Annotated in this window: 19 protein-coding genes; 10 read left to right on the top strand and 9 right to left on the bottom strand. The window is 61.2% G+C overall.

Annotated elements, in window-relative coordinates:
• The first annotated feature begins 76 nt into the window (after nt 1-76).
• Complete coding sequence (locus tag V6607_RS29435) at nt 77-1,519, top strand: ATPase domain-containing protein (RefSeq protein WP_102605741.1); 1,443 nt, start codon at nt 77-79, stop codon at nt 1,517-1,519.
• Nucleotides 1,520-1,543: 24 nt separating this feature from the next.
• A complete protein-coding gene (locus V6607_RS29430) occupies nt 1,544-1,906 on the top strand; it encodes a response regulator (protein ID WP_102605740.1) in 363 nt (120 codons plus the stop codon).
• A gap of 98 nt (nt 1,907-2,004) precedes the next feature.
• Here V6607_RS29430 and V6607_RS29425 read toward each other — a convergent pair whose 3' ends face one another.
• From V6607_RS29425 to V6607_RS29405, 5 genes are all read right to left on the bottom strand, one after another.
• A complete protein-coding gene (locus tag V6607_RS29425; RefSeq protein WP_102369992.1) occupies nt 2,005-2,703 on the bottom strand; it encodes an OmpW family outer membrane protein in 699 nt (232 codons plus the stop codon).
• Nucleotides 2,704-2,799: 96 nt separating this feature from the next.
• On the bottom strand, nt 2,800-3,321 hold the full coding sequence (locus V6607_RS29420) for a DUF3299 domain-containing protein (RefSeq protein ID WP_102369991.1): 522 nt from the start codon (nt 3,319-3,321) through the stop codon (nt 2,800-2,802).
• A gap of 11 nt (nt 3,322-3,332) precedes the next feature.
• Entirely contained in the window at nt 3,333-4,598 is a 1,266-nt protein-coding gene (locus V6607_RS29415; RefSeq protein ID WP_003210004.1) for an ABC transporter permease, read from the bottom strand.
• 1 nt (nt 4,599) lies between these two features.
• On the bottom strand, nt 4,600-5,310 hold the full coding sequence (locus tag V6607_RS29410) for an ABC transporter ATP-binding protein (protein ID WP_003210001.1): 711 nt from the start codon (nt 5,308-5,310) through the stop codon (nt 4,600-4,602).
• 148 nt (nt 5,311-5,458) lie between these two features.
• Nucleotides 5,459-6,070 (bottom strand): DUF2796 domain-containing protein, encoded by a 612-nt coding sequence (locus tag V6607_RS29405; protein WP_102369990.1) that lies wholly within the window; start codon nt 6,068-6,070, stop codon nt 5,459-5,461.
• Nucleotides 6,071-6,205: 135 nt separating this feature from the next.
• Here V6607_RS29405 and V6607_RS29400 point away from each other — a divergent pair, with 135 nt between their 5' ends.
• Nucleotides 6,206-6,553: a hypothetical protein gene (locus V6607_RS29400; RefSeq protein WP_008436481.1), complete on the top strand. Its 348-nt coding sequence runs from the start codon at nt 6,206-6,208 to the stop codon at nt 6,551-6,553.
• A 3-nt stretch (nt 6,554-6,556) separates the two neighbouring features.
• Here V6607_RS29400 and trxA read toward each other — a convergent pair whose 3' ends face one another.
• The 4 genes from trxA to V6607_RS29380 all read right to left on the bottom strand — a co-directional run bounded on the left by trxA (nt 6,557) and on the right by V6607_RS29380 (nt 9,881).
• Complete coding sequence (gene trxA / locus V6607_RS29395; RefSeq protein ID WP_003209995.1) at nt 6,557-7,429, bottom strand: thioredoxin; 873 nt, start codon at nt 7,427-7,429, stop codon at nt 6,557-6,559.
• Between the two features lie 72 nt (nt 7,430-7,501).
• Nucleotides 7,502-8,503 (bottom strand): Abi family protein, encoded by a 1,002-nt coding sequence (locus V6607_RS29390; protein WP_102369988.1) that lies wholly within the window; start codon nt 8,501-8,503, stop codon nt 7,502-7,504.
• 269 nt (nt 8,504-8,772) lie between these two features.
• Entirely contained in the window at nt 8,773-9,426 is a 654-nt protein-coding gene (locus tag V6607_RS29385; protein WP_134327389.1) for a 50S ribosomal protein L11 methyltransferase, read from the bottom strand.
• Entirely contained in the window at nt 9,423-9,881 is a 459-nt protein-coding gene (locus V6607_RS29380; protein WP_003209991.1) for a YbaY family lipoprotein, read from the bottom strand. The genes V6607_RS29385 and V6607_RS29380 overlap by 4 nt, the downstream gene beginning before the upstream one ends.
• Before the next feature lie 139 nt (nt 9,882-10,020).
• Here V6607_RS29380 and nrdR point away from each other — a divergent pair, with 139 nt between their 5' ends.
• The 7 genes from nrdR (at nt 10,021) to thiL (ending at nt 15,480) form a co-directional block, all read left to right on the top strand.
• Nucleotides 10,021-10,491 carry a transcriptional regulator NrdR gene (gene nrdR, locus V6607_RS29375; RefSeq protein WP_003209990.1) on the top strand — a complete coding sequence of 157 codons (471 nt, stop codon included), beginning with the start codon at nt 10,021-10,023 and terminating at the stop codon, nt 10,489-10,491.
• Complete coding sequence (gene ribD / locus V6607_RS29370; protein ID WP_003209989.1) at nt 10,488-11,624, top strand: bifunctional diaminohydroxyphosphoribosylaminopyrimidine deaminase/5-amino-6-(5-phosphoribosylamino)uracil reductase RibD; 1,137 nt, start codon at nt 10,488-10,490, stop codon at nt 11,622-11,624. Before nrdR ends, ribD begins: the two co-directional genes overlap by 4 nt.
• 34 nt (nt 11,625-11,658) lie before the next feature.
• Nucleotides 11,659-12,336 carry a riboflavin synthase gene (locus V6607_RS29365; protein ID WP_003209988.1) on the top strand — a complete coding sequence of 226 codons (678 nt, stop codon included), beginning with the start codon at nt 11,659-11,661 and terminating at the stop codon, nt 12,334-12,336.
• Between the two features lie 16 nt (nt 12,337-12,352).
• Nucleotides 12,353-13,444 carry a bifunctional 3,4-dihydroxy-2-butanone-4-phosphate synthase/GTP cyclohydrolase II gene (gene ribBA, locus V6607_RS29360; protein ID WP_338742413.1) on the top strand — a complete coding sequence of 364 codons (1,092 nt, stop codon included), beginning with the start codon at nt 12,353-12,355 and terminating at the stop codon, nt 13,442-13,444.
• 90 nt (nt 13,445-13,534) lie between these two features.
• Entirely contained in the window at nt 13,535-14,011 is a 477-nt protein-coding gene (ribE, locus tag V6607_RS29355; protein ID WP_003209986.1) for a 6,7-dimethyl-8-ribityllumazine synthase, read from the top strand.
• A complete protein-coding gene (nusB, locus tag V6607_RS29350) occupies nt 14,008-14,508 on the top strand; it encodes a transcription antitermination factor NusB (protein ID WP_003209985.1) in 501 nt (166 codons plus the stop codon). Before ribE ends, nusB begins: the two co-directional genes overlap by 4 nt.
• A gap of 18 nt (nt 14,509-14,526) precedes the next feature.
• Complete coding sequence (gene thiL / locus V6607_RS29345; RefSeq protein WP_087692351.1) at nt 14,527-15,480, top strand: thiamine-phosphate kinase; 954 nt, start codon at nt 14,527-14,529, stop codon at nt 15,478-15,480.
• The last annotated feature ends 36 nt before the right edge of the window (nt 15,481-15,516 follow it).

Raw genomic sequence — 15,516 nt, 5'->3', positions numbered from 1 at the left:
TAGCCCGATTGCACAAATGGAGTTAGCATCGTAAACCTTCGGCTCAAGAGCCTGTTGTTCACATCAGGGTTGCATTGTGGAAAAGCTAAATCGCCTTCAAAGCGGAATAGAAGGGCTGGATGCTCTGCTCAAGGGCGGGCTAGTCGCAGGTGCCTCCTACATTATCCAGGGGCGCCCAGGATCGGGTAAAACCATCCTCGCCAATCAACTGGGATTCAATCATGCGCGCAACGGGGGCCGAGTACTGGTGGCCACGTTGCTGGCCGAGTCCCACGACCGTTTATTTCAGTTCCTCTCGACCCTGAACTTCTTTGATGTTTCCCGGGTGGGGGCCGAAATTCAGTTCGTCAGTGCATTTGACACCCTTGAGAACGACGGTCTCGATGAAGTGGTCAAGCTGCTTCGGCGTGAGATCAGTCGCCAGAAGGCCACCGTGTTAGTGGTCGACGGCTTGCTCAATGCACGCTCCAAGGCTGACTCGCCCATCGACACCAAGAAATTCATTTCCGAGCTGCAAGGGCACGCTGCGTTCGCCGGTTGTACGGTGCTGTTTCTCACCAGTTCCCGGTTGGACGACGGCAGTCCTGAGCACACCATGGTTGATGGTGTGATCGAGATGGGTGAAGAGCTTCACGGCAGCCGTTCAGTGCGCCGTATTCAATTGCGCAAGACTCGGGGCAGTGGTGCACTGACCGGATTGCACGAGTGTGAAATCACCGACGATGGCCTGGTGGTTTATCCGCGTCTGGAAAGCCTCTACAGCCATCCGTCTTTACCTGACAGTGCTGATCTGACGCGTATCACCAGCGGCATCGGTTCGCTGGACGCCATCATCGGCGGTGGCCTGCACAGTTCCTCCGTTACCCTCGTCATGGGGCCTTCCGGCGTCGGGAAAACCACATTGGGGCTCCGGTTCCTCGCTGAGTCGACAGTGGAAGCGCCGGGCCTGCATTTCGGTTTTTATGAAAGCCCGCAGCGGTTACGCCTCAAAGGCCAATCGCTGGGTATTGATATCAAGGGTATGGAAGAAATTGGTGCGCTGAGTCTTGCCTGGCAACCCACGACAGAAGGCCTGCTCGACGGTCTCGGCGCACGTCTGCTGAAAATAGTTGAGGAAAAGGGCATCAAGCGCCTGTTCATCGACAGCTTGAGCGGCATGACCCGAGTGTCGACAAACCCGGCACGTATCACTGATTTCTACAGCGCCCTGATGAGCGAGCTTCGTGCCCGTGGCGTAACGGTATTTGCCTCATGGGAGATGCGTGACGTTTTTGGTTCGGAGGTCAGTTCTCCGACTCCGGACCTGTCCAGTATTGTCGATAACCTGCTGCTGATGCGTTTCTTCGAGATTCAATCTGAACTAAGAAGAATGCTTTCGATTCTTAAGGTACGAGATAGCTTCTACGATCCTTCGCTTCTTGAAGTGGTAATCCATGAAAACGGCGTTGACCTGAAGAAGGCATCAAGAAATGCATTGGCTGTCCCTAATGATTCTTCGCTGCCGGGCTCAACGTCCTAAGTCTCTGATTCGGGTTGAATTGACATGACCACCATCCTGGTCGTCGACGACGAGTATTTGATCGCTGACATTCTCGGCTATGCGCTGGAGGATGAGGGGTACATGGTCGTAAAAGCGAGCAATGGCCAGAAAGCACTCGAGGTCCTGGAGCGCGAGCGGCCAGCGTTGATCATCACCGACTTCATGATGCCGGTCATGGATGGCCAGGAGTTTGCCGAAGCGGTTCGTGCTCTGCCGGCAGTCAAACACTTGCCCATCATTCTGATCAGCGGAGCCCAGGCACATATTGGTATGGAGCGGTCGGACTTGTTCAATGCGGTGTTGAAAAAGCCGTTCAACATTGACTTGGTCATCGCTGAAGTGCACCAGCTCCTGGCTGACGCCTGATTCGCAGCACACGGGCGTGTGCCTGGCCTCTGATTGGCGCTTGCCTCCAGGGGAAGCCTCACAAAAAAGGCCCTGTACAACAGGGCCTTGGGTAGAACCTAGAACTTGTAGCCAATACCGACCATGTACACCATCGGGTCAACATCCACATTGACCTTGGCCCGAGTGCCCTGGCCCAGGGCGTTGTTATCCACGGTGGCCTTGGTGCTGATGTCGATGTAGCGCGCCTGGGCGTTGATCATCCACTTGTCGTTGATCATGTAGTCCGCACCGATCTGCGCGGCCCAACCCCAGGAGTTTTCCGCCTTGAAGTTGCTGAAGCCGGCCTGCTCGGCGCGGCTGCCGACGTGCTCGTCGTAGATCCAGGTGTAGTTGATACCGGCGCCGATGTACGGTTGGAATACCGACTTGCTGTCCAGCGGGTAGTACACGACGCTCAGGGTCGGTGGCAGGTGCTTCAGCGTACCGAGCTTGCCGTTGGCAGCGCCCAGGGCGGTGTTCTTGATCTTCACATCATGTTCGAACGGCGTGGCCGCCAGCAGTTCGATACCCCAGTGGCTGGTGAACATGTAGGCGAAGTTCAAACCCAGTTGAGTGTCGCTGCTCATGGTCGCCTTGCCGCCCAGGTTGGTCCCGGCCAGCGGGCCCTGGTCAACCTTGACACTGCTGCTGTCCGCTTTCGGGTTGACGGTGATGGCACCGGCGCGAATCAGGATGTCACCCGCTTCGTGAGCGTGGGCAACAGGGGCGACGAGGGCGAGCGCGACAAGCGACGCGCCGAGCAGGGACTTGTTCATGGGAGCTCCAAAGGACGTTATTAATTGCTTGTGTCCAATGGTAAAGATCGTAACGTTCGAGCTTTTGACTCAGCTCAATGAAAGCGCAATCACGGGTTATTCCTGCAACTCGTACACATAGATCTTGTCGGCATCCATCTGGTAGCCGGCGTCGGCCAGTTCACTGCTGGACGGTTTGACCTGCATCTGGCCTTCGATCCAGTACGGTTGATACAACTCGTCGAGCTTCACGCCGACTTCGCTTTTCACATGCACGATCTGGTTCGACGGCGGTGGCGGTACATGGATGCACGCGCCGAAATACGGCACCAGCAGGAACTCCGTGGTGCGACCTTCTTCGCTGACTTCCAGCGGCACGATATAACCCGGCAGGCGGATGTGCTTGCCGTCCAGGCTTTGTACGACCGGCGCGTTGGGCAGGTCCTGCTTGGCGGCCGGCGCTGACTCCACCGACAACGCATCGGCCATGCCCGACAAGTCGTGCAGCGGTTTCATGTTGGGGATTTCCGGCGGCGCGTCCGGCGGGATCATCTCCTGCCACGACAGGTCCTTGGGCTGGTCTTCAGCCCACACGGGCAGGGCCACCAGCAGTAACAGTGCGAGCACGGCGCGACGCATCAACAGCTTCCTCATAAACGTATCGACAGGCCGTCGGCCAACGATTGCCGGTAGGCGCGCCAGGCTGGCACGCTGCCCATCAGCAGGGCTGCGACGAGAATACCGCCCAACAAAGTCCATTCATATTCGCTCGGCAACGACAGCGGCAGGTCCAGGCCGTAGTTGGCCTGCAAATACCCGCGCGACGCGGCGATGCACACATACAGCAGCCCGACGCCGGCGATCACGCCCGACAATGCCAGGGCGAAGGCTTCGAAGATCAGCAAGGTCGCAATATGCCAGGGCCGTGCGCCCACCGAACGCAGGATTGCCATTTCCCGGCGGCGCTCGTTGAGGCTGGTGAGGATCGCGGTGAGCATGCCGATCAAACCGGTCAGTACCACGAACAGCGAGATCACGAACAGCGCTTTTTCAGCCGTGCCCATCATGCTCCACAGCTCTTGCAGCGCCACGCCCGGCAGGATCGCCAGCATCGGCTCGCCACGGAACTCGTTGATCTCCCGTTGCAGGGCGAAGGTGGAAATCTTGTTGTTCAAACCGAGCATGAACGCGGTGATGGCTTGTGGCGTCAGGTCCATGTTGCGAGCCTGGTCGGCGCTGATCCGGCCTTTGCCCTGGGCCGGTACGCCGTTGTGCCAGTCGATGTGAATCGCTTCCATGCCGCCGAGGCTGATATGCAGTGTGCGGTCCACCGGAGTGCCGGTGCGCTTGAGAATGCCGACCACGGTGAACGGCTTGTCATCGTGCTTGACCAGGCTGACCACCGCCACGCCGTGGGCCAGCACCAGCTTGTCGCCGAGCTTGTAATGCAGCGCGTCGGCCACTTCGGCGCCGAGCACCACTTCGAATGGATCGGTGGCGAAGGCGCGACCGCTGGCCAGTTCCAGGTTCTGCCGGCGGCCGTATTGATAGTGTTCGAAATAGGATTCGTTGGTGCCCATCACGCGGTAGCCACGGTGGGAGTCGCCGAGGGAAATCGGGATCGCCCATTTTACCTGCGGGTTGGCCGCGAAGTGTTCGTAGCTGTCCCAGCGAATGTTGTTGGTGGCGTTGCCGATGCGGAACACTGAATACAGCAGCAAATTCACCGAGCCGGAGCGCGCGCCGACGATCAGGTCGGTACCGCTGATGGTGCTGGCGAAGCTGGCGCGGGCTTCGGTGCGTACCCGTTCCACCGCCAGCAACAGGCACACCGACAGGGCGATGGCGAAGGCGGTGAGGATCGCGGTAAAGCGGCGGTTAGCCAGGCTGGCCATGGCTAGTCGAAACAAATACATCTCAAACCTCTGCGGGCGTGGCGGCGCGATTGAGTTCGGCCAGCGACAGGTTGCTGTCGAACAGCGGCGCCAGGCTCTGGTCATGGCTGACGAACAACAGGCTGGCGCCTGCTTCGCGGCATTCGGCGAACAGCAACTGAATGAAGGCTTCCCGGGCGTCGTAGTCCAGGGCCGAGGTCGGCTCGTCGGCGATCACCAGCTCCGGCTGGCCGATCAGCGCACGGGCAGCGGCCACCCGTTGTTGTTGGCCGATGGACAGGGAGTCGGCGCGGCGCTCCAGCAGGCTCTTGTCCTTCAGGCCCAGGTGGGCGAGCAAGGTCGCGGCAGCCTGGTCGACGCTGCCGTGACGCTGGATTGCCCGCTGTGCCCGTAACGTTGAAAAGTGGCAGGGCAATTCGACGTTCTCGCGCACCGAGAGAAACGGCAACAGGTTGAACTGCTGGAAGATGTAGCCGGTGTGGTCGACCCGGAAACGGTCGCGGGCGCCGGCCGAGAGTTCGGTCAGTTCCTGGCCCAGCAGGCGGATGCTGCCGCGGCTGGGCTTTTGCACACCGCCCAGCAGGCCGAGCAGGGTGGTCTTGCCACTGCCGCTGGGGCCCTTGAGGAACAGGGTTTCCCCCGGCTCCAGGCGGAACGTGGGGATGTCCAGCAACTGTGGGTGACCGGGCCAATTGAAGCCCAGGTCAGACAGTTCGATAAGTGCTTGGGTCATAGGGAGGTCAGTGGTCTGGCTCGATTTGGATGATGACACCGATCAACTGTAGGAGCTGGCTTGCCTGCGATGGCATCACCGCAGTGTTTCTGGAGCACCGCGGCGTCTGCATCGCAGGCAAGCCAGCTCCTACAGTGTGGTGTTTACATCAGAATTTCAGGGTGGCTGCTGTGGCCGTCGCTTCCACACCCTGCTGGCCGCTCGGGCCAATGAGTTGTACCTGAATTTTCTGGGTGGCGGGGAAGGTCTTGAACACCTGGGTCAGGTCGAGGTTGCTCAGGGCGGTCGGCGTGGCGCAAGTGAACTGGTAGTGAGCGTGGATTTCGCTGTGGTCGTGGTGATGTTCGTGGGCGGCGGCGCCTTTGCCATCGGTGGCGTGGTCGTCATCGTCTTCATCGTGGTCGGCTTCAGGCTTGTCGCCGAACAGCGGGCTGTTCAGTTCCTGGGTGCTGATCACGCAACCGGCGGCCTTGGGCAGGCTGAACAGCACCAAAGGTTGCTCCAGTTGCTTGCGGGCGGCGGCGACCTTGGCTTTGTCGGCAGGGGTGGTGGCGAGGTGTTCAAAACCCACCAGGTTCATCGCCGGGCTGTCCAGTTCCAGCTCCAGGGCCTGGCCGTCGAGCACCGCATTGAGGCGACCCACGCCGTGTTCGTGGGCACCGAGGCTGCCGTGCTCGTGATCATGGTCGTGCTCGTCGGCAGCCTGGGCGATGGCCAGTGGCAACAGGGCAAACGGCAAAGCGAGCAGCAAACGGCGCATGGTGAAGCTCCCGGACAAAGATGAAAGTTTTGTTATGTGATCTTATAACAATTTTGCGAGGAGTTTGACCGCCTGCTTGGCGTAGCGCAAGACGCGTGGGAGCATGCTCGTCAGAAAAGTGCGGGAGTAAGTGCGATGTTGAGAATTCGTGGAACCGTCGGTGACCTGCCGGTGGACTTGACCCTGGAGCTGGATGACGGCGACTGGGCCCGGCTGGGCGCGCAGTTGCAGGCCAGCAAAACCCCGAGTGTGGAACCGGTAGTGACGCCGGCGGCGGGTAACCTGGACGAGAGCCTGTGGCAGGCCGCCCAGGATTTACTGCGCAAGGCCGGGCAACTCAACGGCCTGGAATTGCTTGATCAGTTGGAAGGCCTGGCCGGCAGCGCCTCGGCGGGCAAGCGCCTGCTGGTGCGCCTGCGCCATAGCGCCAAGGTCAAGGTAGCCAGCGGCGGGGATACGCCGCTGTACAGTTGGATCGAGTAAGGCTTAATACAGCGCGGCGAACAGCTTGCGGCGGTACACCGTGACAAGCGGGTGATCGTTGCCGAGCAGTTCGAATACCTGCAACAGCGTCTTGTGGGGCAGGCCTTCGCTGTAGCTGCGGTTGCGGATGAACAGCTTGAGCAAGCCATCCAGCGCGGCGTCGTATTGCTGGCGCGCCAGTTGTTGCACGGCCAGTTGGTACACCGCCTCGTCATCCTGCGGGTTTTGCGCCAGGCGGGCTTTCAGGTCTGCGGCGTCCGGCAGGTCGGCGGCCTGGCGCAGGAAAGTGATCTGCGCCTTGGCGCCGGCCAGTGCGGCCTTGTGATCATCGCTCTTGACGGCGTCGAGCACGGTTTGCGCTTCGCCCAGTTCACCGCGCTCGGCCAGGCAGCGTGCGTACAGGATCAGCGCGGCGGCGTTGGTGTTGTCTTCGCCAAGCAGGGTGACCAGCACGGCCTCGGCGTCGGTGATACGGCCTTCGGCAAACAACGCCTGGGCCTGCTCCAGTGGATCGGCAGCCGCCGGTGGTGGCATCTGCACATGGGGCTCCAGCATCGCGCGCACGGCGGATTCAGGCTGCGCACCGGCAAACCCATCCACTGGCTGGCCATCCTTGAACAGCACCACGGTCGGCAGGCTGCGAATGCCAAAGCGCGAGACCACGTCCGGCTCGGCATCGCAATCGACCTTGGCCAGCAGCAACTCACCCTGATAACTCTCGGCAATCTGCGCGAGCATCGGCATCAACGCCTTGCACGGCGCGCACCACTCGGCCCAGAAATCCACCAGCACGGGTTTTTCGAAGGAGTTCTGGATCACCGCCTGATCGAAGGTGGCGGTGGTGGCATCGAAGATGTACGGCGTGGGCTCACTCATGGGGAATCTCGAAGAAAGCAGGAATGGGGCAACTATAAAGACTGGAGGAGGCGACCGGAAGCTATGCCGCGATTAAGCGCGTACAGGATGCCAGAAAGGGTCCTGGTACCAGTCTTGAGGAAAACCCATCGCTTTGAGGCTGACATCGGGAAATTCCTCAGTCAGTTGACGCAGGCGCCGGTCCCACTGAGCGTGTGGACACACTTTATGCATTAGGTGATTAAGGATGCAGAGTGCTGCGAACATACGGGCATGAGTGCCCGGATGAATAAGGTGCCTGGGCCACGGAAAGTTGGCTTTTTTGGGCAGTTCTGGGCGAATGCCCAATTCTCGATTCCACATTCGCGCATGGTGTGCGCAGATGTTACGAATAGTGGTCAAGGTGTGCAGCCAGGACTGCATCAAAGGGGCGGGGAGTTCCAGGCGTCTGGCGATAGCCTTCTTGTCTGAATCCCTGGCCAAGCCTTTGTAGAGATGGGACAGGTCGCCGAGTGTGAGTTCTTCCAGCATTGCCCAGCCGGGCATGAGTGGTGGTTGGTCGTAGGTGGTGGGGTAGTGTCGGGCGTAACTCTCTTTTGCTCTCTGGCGTTTGAGATGGGCTTTGCGACCGCTTTCGGCTTGCAACCGATCTATTCGCAGGCATTCGCGCTCATAGTCTCGGATAGCGGCACATTGCTTGGACTGCAATGTTGCGAGTAGGCGTTGGTGGTCAAATGCCTGTTGAAACATTCCGATATCGGTATACCAATGGCTGCCATAGTTGGGCCCCATATGGTTACTGATCATCGAGCGGGTCGCTATTTCCACGCGTTCAATGGCATCCATGCTCAACAATCGAAGCCTGCGGTCAAAGTCGTAGAGTCGAGTTAACTGACGAAAACCTGTGCCATCGCGAAATCGATGATCGACATCCCCCGATTGCTGAAAAGGGCGCATGTAGGGGCTCAATCGGAAAAAACTGACGGACTGCAAGAAACACTGCGCACGAGCTTCATCTTGAATGAGCAAGCCACGTTGTTTGAGCAGTTCTATCTGGGAGGGGACATCAATGGCAGGTTTGTCGAACGTTCTCATGCCCAAAAAACGCCAGGCATAAAAAACCCGCACAATTTGTGCTTAGTCACTTGCGCGACCAGAGGCATGGCGGGTGTATTGCGGCAAAGATTAGGCAGTAGCGGTAACGTTTGCAAGCTTTTTGAGCAAGAGGCGACGGATGCAAATCGGGGGTTTGGCATACCGTTTGGTCGTCCAGGTAGCGTGCGAGAGGCGGCCATTTTCCACGCTACGCTGAAGACTGTCTTAGCCCATCTGTTACTGGAGATTTGCGGGTTTGATAGGCGCGACTATCGCCGCGAATGGTACAGGCTCACCTTGCGAAACTCCCAGGGCTCGGCCAGGTCGGGCAGTGTCAGGGCGTCGAGGATGCCCAGGCGCTGATAATCCGGGTGCTGGAAGTCCCGAACCCGGGAATCGGCGACCAGCGCTTCGAGGCCGCGTGTCAGGAATTGATCCAGCAGCGGCAGGTTCGCCCGGTCGTATAGCACATCGGCGACCAGGATCAGGTCAAACCGGTCGGCTTCGGTGAAGAAGTCTTCTGAATAGCCCAGCGTTACGCCGTTGAGTTCGGCATTCGCCCGGCAGGCAGCCAGGGCCAGCGGATCCAGGTCGCACGCCACCACTTCCAGCGCTCCGGCCTTTACCGCGGCAATCCCGGCAACACCCGAACCTGCGCCGAAATCCAGCACCCGCTTACCCGCGACCCACTCGGGGTTGGCCGCCAGGTATCGCGCCAGCGCCAGGCCACTGGCCCAGCAAAAGCTCCAGTACGGCGGCTCATGCAGGATGCGCCGGGTTTCTTCGGGGCTGAAGGCGCGGTCCATGTTGTCGGCGTCCAGTAACCACAGCGACAACTCGGTGCCCGGCAGCGGGCAGGGCACCAGTTGGGCGTCGCCGATCAGTTCGCTCAGTGCGCGTTGCAGGTCCAGCGGTGGCGTCATGGTGCGGGAACGAGTTGCAGCGGCCCGGTGGTCTGGGTGATCGCCTGGGTGATGCGCACCGGCGGCAGGTGCAGGATCAACTGGCCGGACTGGCTGGCGCGACCACGCAATTCAACGCGCCCGCCCGCCGGGAACGCTTGCGGGTTGAAGCGCAGGCGGAAGGCCAGGGGCTTGTTGTTGCCGATCAGCACGCTGCTGGCCAGCAGTTGTTGCGGGCGCGAACGGTCGTCGATCACCAGCAGCGCCAGTTCGACTTCGGCACCCGCCGGTATACCGTTCAATTGGCCGCTGACTTCACGCTGGTAGGCGGGCAACGGGCCGAGATCTTCTTCCACACCCGGCAGTTTTTTCTCTTGTTGCGGTGCCGGAGCCGGCGCCGCAGGTTTTGGGGCATGGCTGCTGCAGGCGACCAGAAAACCGAGCAACGTGAGCAAAACAAGTGGTCGTAACTGCATGTACGGCTCCAGAAAGGACAAAATCCGTGGCTTAAAAAATATGAAACATAATAGTCAGCCTATATACCGTAAAGGCTATGGCTTGTCTTGCCACAGGGATGCGCTACCATGGCCCTCCCATTTTTTGTTGCCTGCCACCATGCACTGTCCCTTCTGCGGTGCCAACGACACCAAGGTCATTGACTCGCGTCTGGTCGCCGAGGGCGAACAGGTGCGTCGCCGGCGTGAATGCCTGGCCTCTGGCTGCGGTGAACGTTTCACCACCTTCGAAACCGCCGAACTGGTATTGCCACGTCTGATCAAGACCGACGGCAGTCGCCAGCCCTTCGACGAAGAAAAACTGCGCGCCGGAATGCAGCGCGCCCTGGAAAAACGCCCGGTGAGTGTCGAGCGGCTGGAAGCGGCGCTGGTGCACATCAAGCACAAGCTGCGCGCCACCGGCGAGCGCGAAGTCAAATCCCTGGTGGTTGGAGAACTGGTGATGGGCGAGCTGCAAAAGCTCGACGAAGTCGCCTATATCCGTTTCGCCTCGGTGTATCGACGCTTCCAGGACCTCAACGAGTTCCGCGAAGAGATCGACCGCCTGGCCCGTGAGCCGGTAAAAGAATGAACCCACCTTCGGCAGAACAAGCGGTACTCGACGCCCATTACATGGCCCGTGCCCTGGAATTGGCGCGCAAGGGCCTGTACACCACCCACCCCAACCCCCGGGTTGGCTGCGTGATCGTGCGTGACGGGCAGGTTGTCGGCGAAGGCTGGCACGTGCGCACCGGCGAACCCCATGCGGAAGTCCACGCCCTGCGGGCTGCGGGCGACAAAGCCCGGGGCGCCACGGCCTACGTGACCCTTGAACCGTGCAGCCACCACGGGCACACACCGCCGTGCGCCGATGCCTTGGTGAATGCCGGCCTGGCCCGTGTGGTGGCAGCGATGCAGGACCCGAATCCGGAAGTCGCCGGGCGTGGCATGCGCCGCCTGGCCCAGGCCGGGATCGAGACCCACAGCGGCTTGCTGGAAAACGAAGCGCGGGCGCTTAACCCGGGCTTTCTCAAGCGCATGGAGCATGGCCTGCCGTTTGTGCGGGTCAAGTTGGCCATGAGCCTGGACGGTCGCACCGCGATGGCCAACGGCGAAAGCCAATGGATCACCGGCCCGGCCGCCCGTGCCGCTGTGCAGCGCCTGCGTGCCCAGGCCAGTGTGGTGCTGACCGGCGCCGACACGGTGCTGGCCGATGGTGCTCGCCTGACCGTGCGCGCCGCCGAACTGGGTCTGGATGAAGAAACCACCGCCCTGGCGATGTCCCGTCCGCCGCTGCGTGTGCTGATCGACGGCCGCCTGCGGGTGCCGCTGAATGCGCCGTTCTTCAAGGCTGGCCCCGCGCTGGTCATCACCTGTGTGACGCCGGACAACCAGTACCCCACAGGCCCCGAGTGCCTGGTGGTGCCGGGTGTCGACGGCCAGGTCGACCTGCGTTCCGCGCTGGTGGCCCTGGCGGCCCGTGGTGTCAACGAAGTGTTGGTGGAAGCCGGCCCAAGCCTGGCGGGTGCCTTCGCCCAGCAAGGGCTGGTGGACGAGTACGTGATATTCGTCGCCGGCAAGTTTCTTGGCTCTGCCGCCCGGCCTTTGCTGGACTGGCCGCTTGAGAAACTGGCCGACGCCCCCCAACTCAAGATCACTGAAATGCGCGCTGTTGGCGATGACTGGCGAGTCACTGCCATCCCTCTGCCATCAGCGAGCGTATAATTTCCGGCCTGCGCCACGTCTTCAGGAGAACGGCATGTTCACCGGCATTATCGAATCCATTGGCAGCATCCGTGCAATGACCCCAAAAGGCGGCGATGTACGCCTGCTGGTTGAAACCGGCAAGCTCGACCTGAGCGACGTCAAACTGGGCGACAGCATCGCCGTCAGCGGTGTATGCCTGACCGTCATCGAATTGCCTGGCAACGGCTTTGCCGCCGATGTCAGCCGGGAAACCCTGGACTGCACCGCGATGAACGACCTCAAGAGCGGCAGCCCGGTGAACCTGGAAAAAGCCCTGACCCCGACCACCCGTCTCGGTGGGCACCTGGTCAGCGGCCACGTCGACGGGGTCGGCGAAGTGGTTGCCCGCAGCGAAAACGCGCGTGCCGTGGAATTTCGCATTCGCGCACCGAAAGAGCTGGCCAAGTACATCGCCCACAAAGGCTCGATCACCGTCGACGGCACGAGCCTGACGGTGAACGCCGTGAATGGCGCCGAATTTGAACTGACCATCATTCCCCACACCCTGAGCGAAACCATCATGGCGTCGTACCAGCCGGGTCGCCGGGTGAACCTGGAAGTGGACTTGCTTGCCCGTTACCTGGAGCGCCTGTTGTTGGGTGATAAGGCCGCAGAGTCTGACTCTCTTCAAGGGCCCGCCGGGAACATCACTGAAAGTTTTTTAGCCGCTAACGGCTACCTTAAATCCTGACCCAAGGGGGTGCCGCGTGGCGCTCAACAGCATCGAAGAACTGGTTGAAGACATCCGCCAAGGCAAGATGGTCATCCTCATGGATGACGAAGACCGCGAGAATGAAGGCGACCTGATCATGGCCGCCGAGTGCTGCCAGCCGGAACACATCAACTTCATGGCCAAGCACGCCCGTGGCCTGATCTGCATGCCGATGAGCCGCGAGCGCTGCGAGCTGCTGAAGCTGCCGTTGATGGCGCCGCGCAATGGTTCCGGGTTTGGCACCAAGTTCACCGTGTCCATCGAAGCCACTACCGGTGTCACCACCGGTATCTCCGCTGCTGACCGCGCCCGCACCGTACAAGCCGCTGCCGCGAAAGACGCCCAGGCCGAAGATATCGTCAGCCCTGGCCACATCTTCCCGCTGATGGCCCAACCGGGTGGCACCCTGGCTCGCGCCGGCCACACCGAAGCGGCCTGCGACCTGGCGCGCATGGCCGGTTTCGAGCCGAGCGGTGTGATCTGCGAAGTGATGAACGACGACGGCACCATGTCCCGTCGCGCCGAGCTGGAAGAATTTGCCGCGCTGCACAACATCAAGATCGGCACCATTGCCGACCTGATCCACTACCGGATGATCCACGAACGTACCGTTCAGCGGATTGCCGAGCAGCCGCTGGACAGCGAACTGGGCCAGTTCAACCTGGTGACCTATCGCGATTCCGTGGAAGGCGACGTGCACATGGCCCTGACCCTGGGCACCATCTGCGCTGAAGAGCCGACCCTGGTGCGGGTGCACAACATGGACCCGCTGCGCGACCTGCTGATGGTCAAGCAACCGGGGCGCTGGAGCCTGCGGGCCGCGATGTCCGCGGTGTCCGAGGCCGGCAGCGGTGTTGTATTGCTGCTGGGCCATCCGCTGGATGGCGACGTGCTGCTGGCGCATATCCGCGAAACCGCCGACCACGCGCCGGTGAAAAAACCGACCACCTACAGCATCGTCGGGGCCGGTTCGCAGATCCTGCGGGACCTGGGCGTGCGCAAAATGCGCCTGATGAGTGCGCCAATGAAATTTAATGCCATATCCGGTTTCGACCTGGAAGTAGTAGAATACGTGCCCTCCGAATAAAGGCCGGCGTTGTTTGCCCCTTGTTCGCGGTTCAAATATCACTGAGGGGCGCGCACTAAGCGCGTCCCGGCTCTTTAAGAGATTTGTCGAATGACCCTGAAGACCATCGAAGGTACCTTCATCGCCCCCAAAGGCCGCTATGCCCTGGTGGTTGGCCGCTTCAACAGCTTCGTGGTTGAAAGCCTGGTAAGCGGTGCCGTGGATGCCCTGGTTCGCCACGGTGTGAGCGAAAGCGACATCACTATCATCCGCGCTCCTGGCGCCTTCGAAATTCCACTGGTTGCGCAGAAAGTTGCACAGCAGGGTGAATACGCGGCGATCATCGCCCTGGGCGCGGTCATTCGTGGCGGCACTCCGCACTTCGAATACGTGGCTGGCGAATGCACCAAGGGCCTGGCCCAGGTGTCCATGGAGTTCGGCGTGCCGGTCGCTTTTGGCGTGCTGACCGTTGATTCCATCGAACAAGCCATCGAGCGTTCCGGCACCAAGGCCGGCAACAAAGGTGCTGAAGCTGCCCTGTCCGCCCTGGAAATGGTCAGCCTGCTGGCGCAGTTGGAGGCCAAGTGATTAGCGACGACAGCGATCAGTTCAACCCCCAGGACCCGCGCCCGGCAGACGCCGGCAAGCCATCGAAAAGCGAAAAGCGTCGTTCGGCCCGCCAGCTCGCGACCCAGGCTTTGTACCAGCGCCACATGGCGAAAACCTCGCTGAACGAAATCGAGGCGCAGTTTCGCGTCGACAACGATTTCAGCGCGGCCGATGCCAGCTACTTCCACGACATCCTGCACGGTGTTCCGGCCAACCTGGCGGAGATCGACGCTGCACTGACGCCGTGCCTGGACCTGGCGATCGAAGAGCTGGACCCGGTTGAACTGGCCGTACTGCGCCTGTCCACCTGGGAACTGCTCAAGCGCGTCGACGTGCCTTACCGCGTTGTGATCAACGAAGGGATCGAACTGGCGAAAGTCTACGGTTCCACCGACGGTCACAAGTTCGTCAACGGCGTGCTCGACAAGCTGGCCCCGCGCCTGCGTGAAGCCGAAGTGAAGGCGTACAAGCGCTAACTGGCGCTTGCTGACGCAATGGGCGAGTTTGAGCTGATCCGCAACTACTTCGCCGCCGCGCCCTGTGCGCAGGGCGGCGAAGGCATTGCACTGGGGATTGGCGACGACTGCGCCTTGCTGGCTGTTCCTCCCGGGGAACAGCTGGCGATTTCTACCGATACCCTGGTGGCCGGCGTGCATTTTGCCGACCCCTGCGATCCGTTTCTGCTCGGCCAGCGCTCGCTGGCCGTGGCAGTCAGCGATCTGGCGGCCATGGGCGCCAATCCCCTCGCGTTTACCCTTGCCCTCACCACCCCGACGGTTGATGCCGATTGGCTGCAACGCTATGCCCAGGGCTTGAACGCCATGGCCCAGGGTTGTGGCGTGGTTCTGGTGGGTGGCGACACCACCCGTGGGCCGCTGAGCCTGACCATGACCGTGTTTGGCCGGGTGCCGGCGGGCCAGGCCTTGACCCGCAGCGGCGCGCGGCCTGGCGACTTGCTGTGTGTGGGCGGTGAGCTGGGTAACGCAGCGGGCGCCTTGCCGCTGGTCCTGGGGCAGCGCACGGCGGAGGCGGCTATCGCCGAGCCGCTGCTGGCCCATTACTGGTCGCCGCAACCGCAGTTGGCGCTGGGCTTGGCGTTGCGGGGCAAGGCCACGTCTGCCATGGATATTTCCGACGGCCTTTTGGCTGATTGCGGGCATATCGCCAAGGCGTCGGCTGTCAGCTTGTTGATCGAGCAGCAAAAACTGCCGTTGTCCGCCGCCTTGCTGGCGTTCGTCGGTGAGGCGGATGCCCGGGTGGCCGCGTTGAGCGGGGGGGACGACTACGTACTGGCGTTCACCTTGCCGCCCGCCGAACTGGCGCCGCTGTTGGCCGCCGGTGTACCGGTCCATGTAATCGGCCGGGTCGAGGCGGGGCAGGGCGTTACCCTGCTGGATGCGTCTGGCCAGGACGTCACGCCGGCCATTCGTGGCTATCAACATTTCTGAAAGGCATAGAACCAAGCTGAAGGCCAATCGAACCTA

Origin of the sequence: Pseudomonas sp. KK18, from assembly GCF_037094675.1 — a bacterium.
GTDB lineage: Bacteria > Pseudomonadota > Gammaproteobacteria > Pseudomonadales > Pseudomonadaceae > Aquipseudomonas.
Note: the sequence above shows the minus strand (reverse complement) of the source record. Positions and strands in the feature narration are given on the sequence as shown.

Excerpts from the sequence above, each read along its gene's own strand:
- V6607_RS29430 (WP_102605740.1), top strand. The coding sequence starts at position 1,544 with ATGACCACCATCCTGGTCGTCGACGACGAGTATTTGATCGCTGACATT.
- V6607_RS29425 (WP_102369992.1), bottom strand. The coding sequence starts at position 2,703 with ATGAACAAGTCCCTGCTCGGCGCGTCGCTTGTCGCGCTCGCCCTCGTC.
- V6607_RS29420 (WP_102369991.1), bottom strand. The coding sequence starts at position 3,321 with ATGCGTCGCGCCGTGCTCGCACTGTTACTGCTGGTGGCCCTGCCCGTG.
- V6607_RS29415 (WP_003210004.1), bottom strand. The coding sequence starts at position 4,598 with ATGTATTTGTTTCGACTAGCCATGGCCAGCCTGGCTAACCGCCGCTTT.
- V6607_RS29410 (WP_003210001.1), bottom strand. The coding sequence starts at position 5,310 with ATGACCCAAGCACTTATCGAACTGTCTGACCTGGGCTTCAATTGGCCC.
- V6607_RS29405 (WP_102369990.1), bottom strand. The coding sequence starts at position 6,070 with ATGCGCCGTTTGCTGCTCGCTTTGCCGTTTGCCCTGTTGCCACTGGCC.
- V6607_RS29400 (WP_008436481.1), top strand. The coding sequence starts at position 6,206 with ATGTTGAGAATTCGTGGAACCGTCGGTGACCTGCCGGTGGACTTGACC.
- trxA (WP_003209995.1), bottom strand. The coding sequence starts at position 7,429 with ATGAGTGAGCCCACGCCGTACATCTTCGATGCCACCACCGCCACCTTC.
- V6607_RS29390 (WP_102369988.1), bottom strand. The coding sequence starts at position 8,503 with ATGAGAACGTTCGACAAACCTGCCATTGATGTCCCCTCCCAGATAGAA.
- V6607_RS29385 (WP_134327389.1), bottom strand. The coding sequence starts at position 9,426 with ATGACGCCACCGCTGGACCTGCAACGCGCACTGAGCGAACTGATCGGC.
- V6607_RS29380 (WP_003209991.1), bottom strand. The coding sequence starts at position 9,881 with ATGCAGTTACGACCACTTGTTTTGCTCACGTTGCTCGGTTTTCTGGTC.
- nrdR (WP_003209990.1), top strand. The coding sequence starts at position 10,021 with ATGCACTGTCCCTTCTGCGGTGCCAACGACACCAAGGTCATTGACTCG.
- ribD (WP_003209989.1), top strand. The coding sequence starts at position 10,488 with ATGAACCCACCTTCGGCAGAACAAGCGGTACTCGACGCCCATTACATG.
- V6607_RS29365 (WP_003209988.1), top strand. The coding sequence starts at position 11,659 with ATGTTCACCGGCATTATCGAATCCATTGGCAGCATCCGTGCAATGACC.
- ribE (WP_003209986.1), top strand. The coding sequence starts at position 13,535 with ATGACCCTGAAGACCATCGAAGGTACCTTCATCGCCCCCAAAGGCCGC.
- thiL (WP_087692351.1), top strand. The coding sequence starts at position 14,527 with ATGGGCGAGTTTGAGCTGATCCGCAACTACTTCGCCGCCGCGCCCTGT.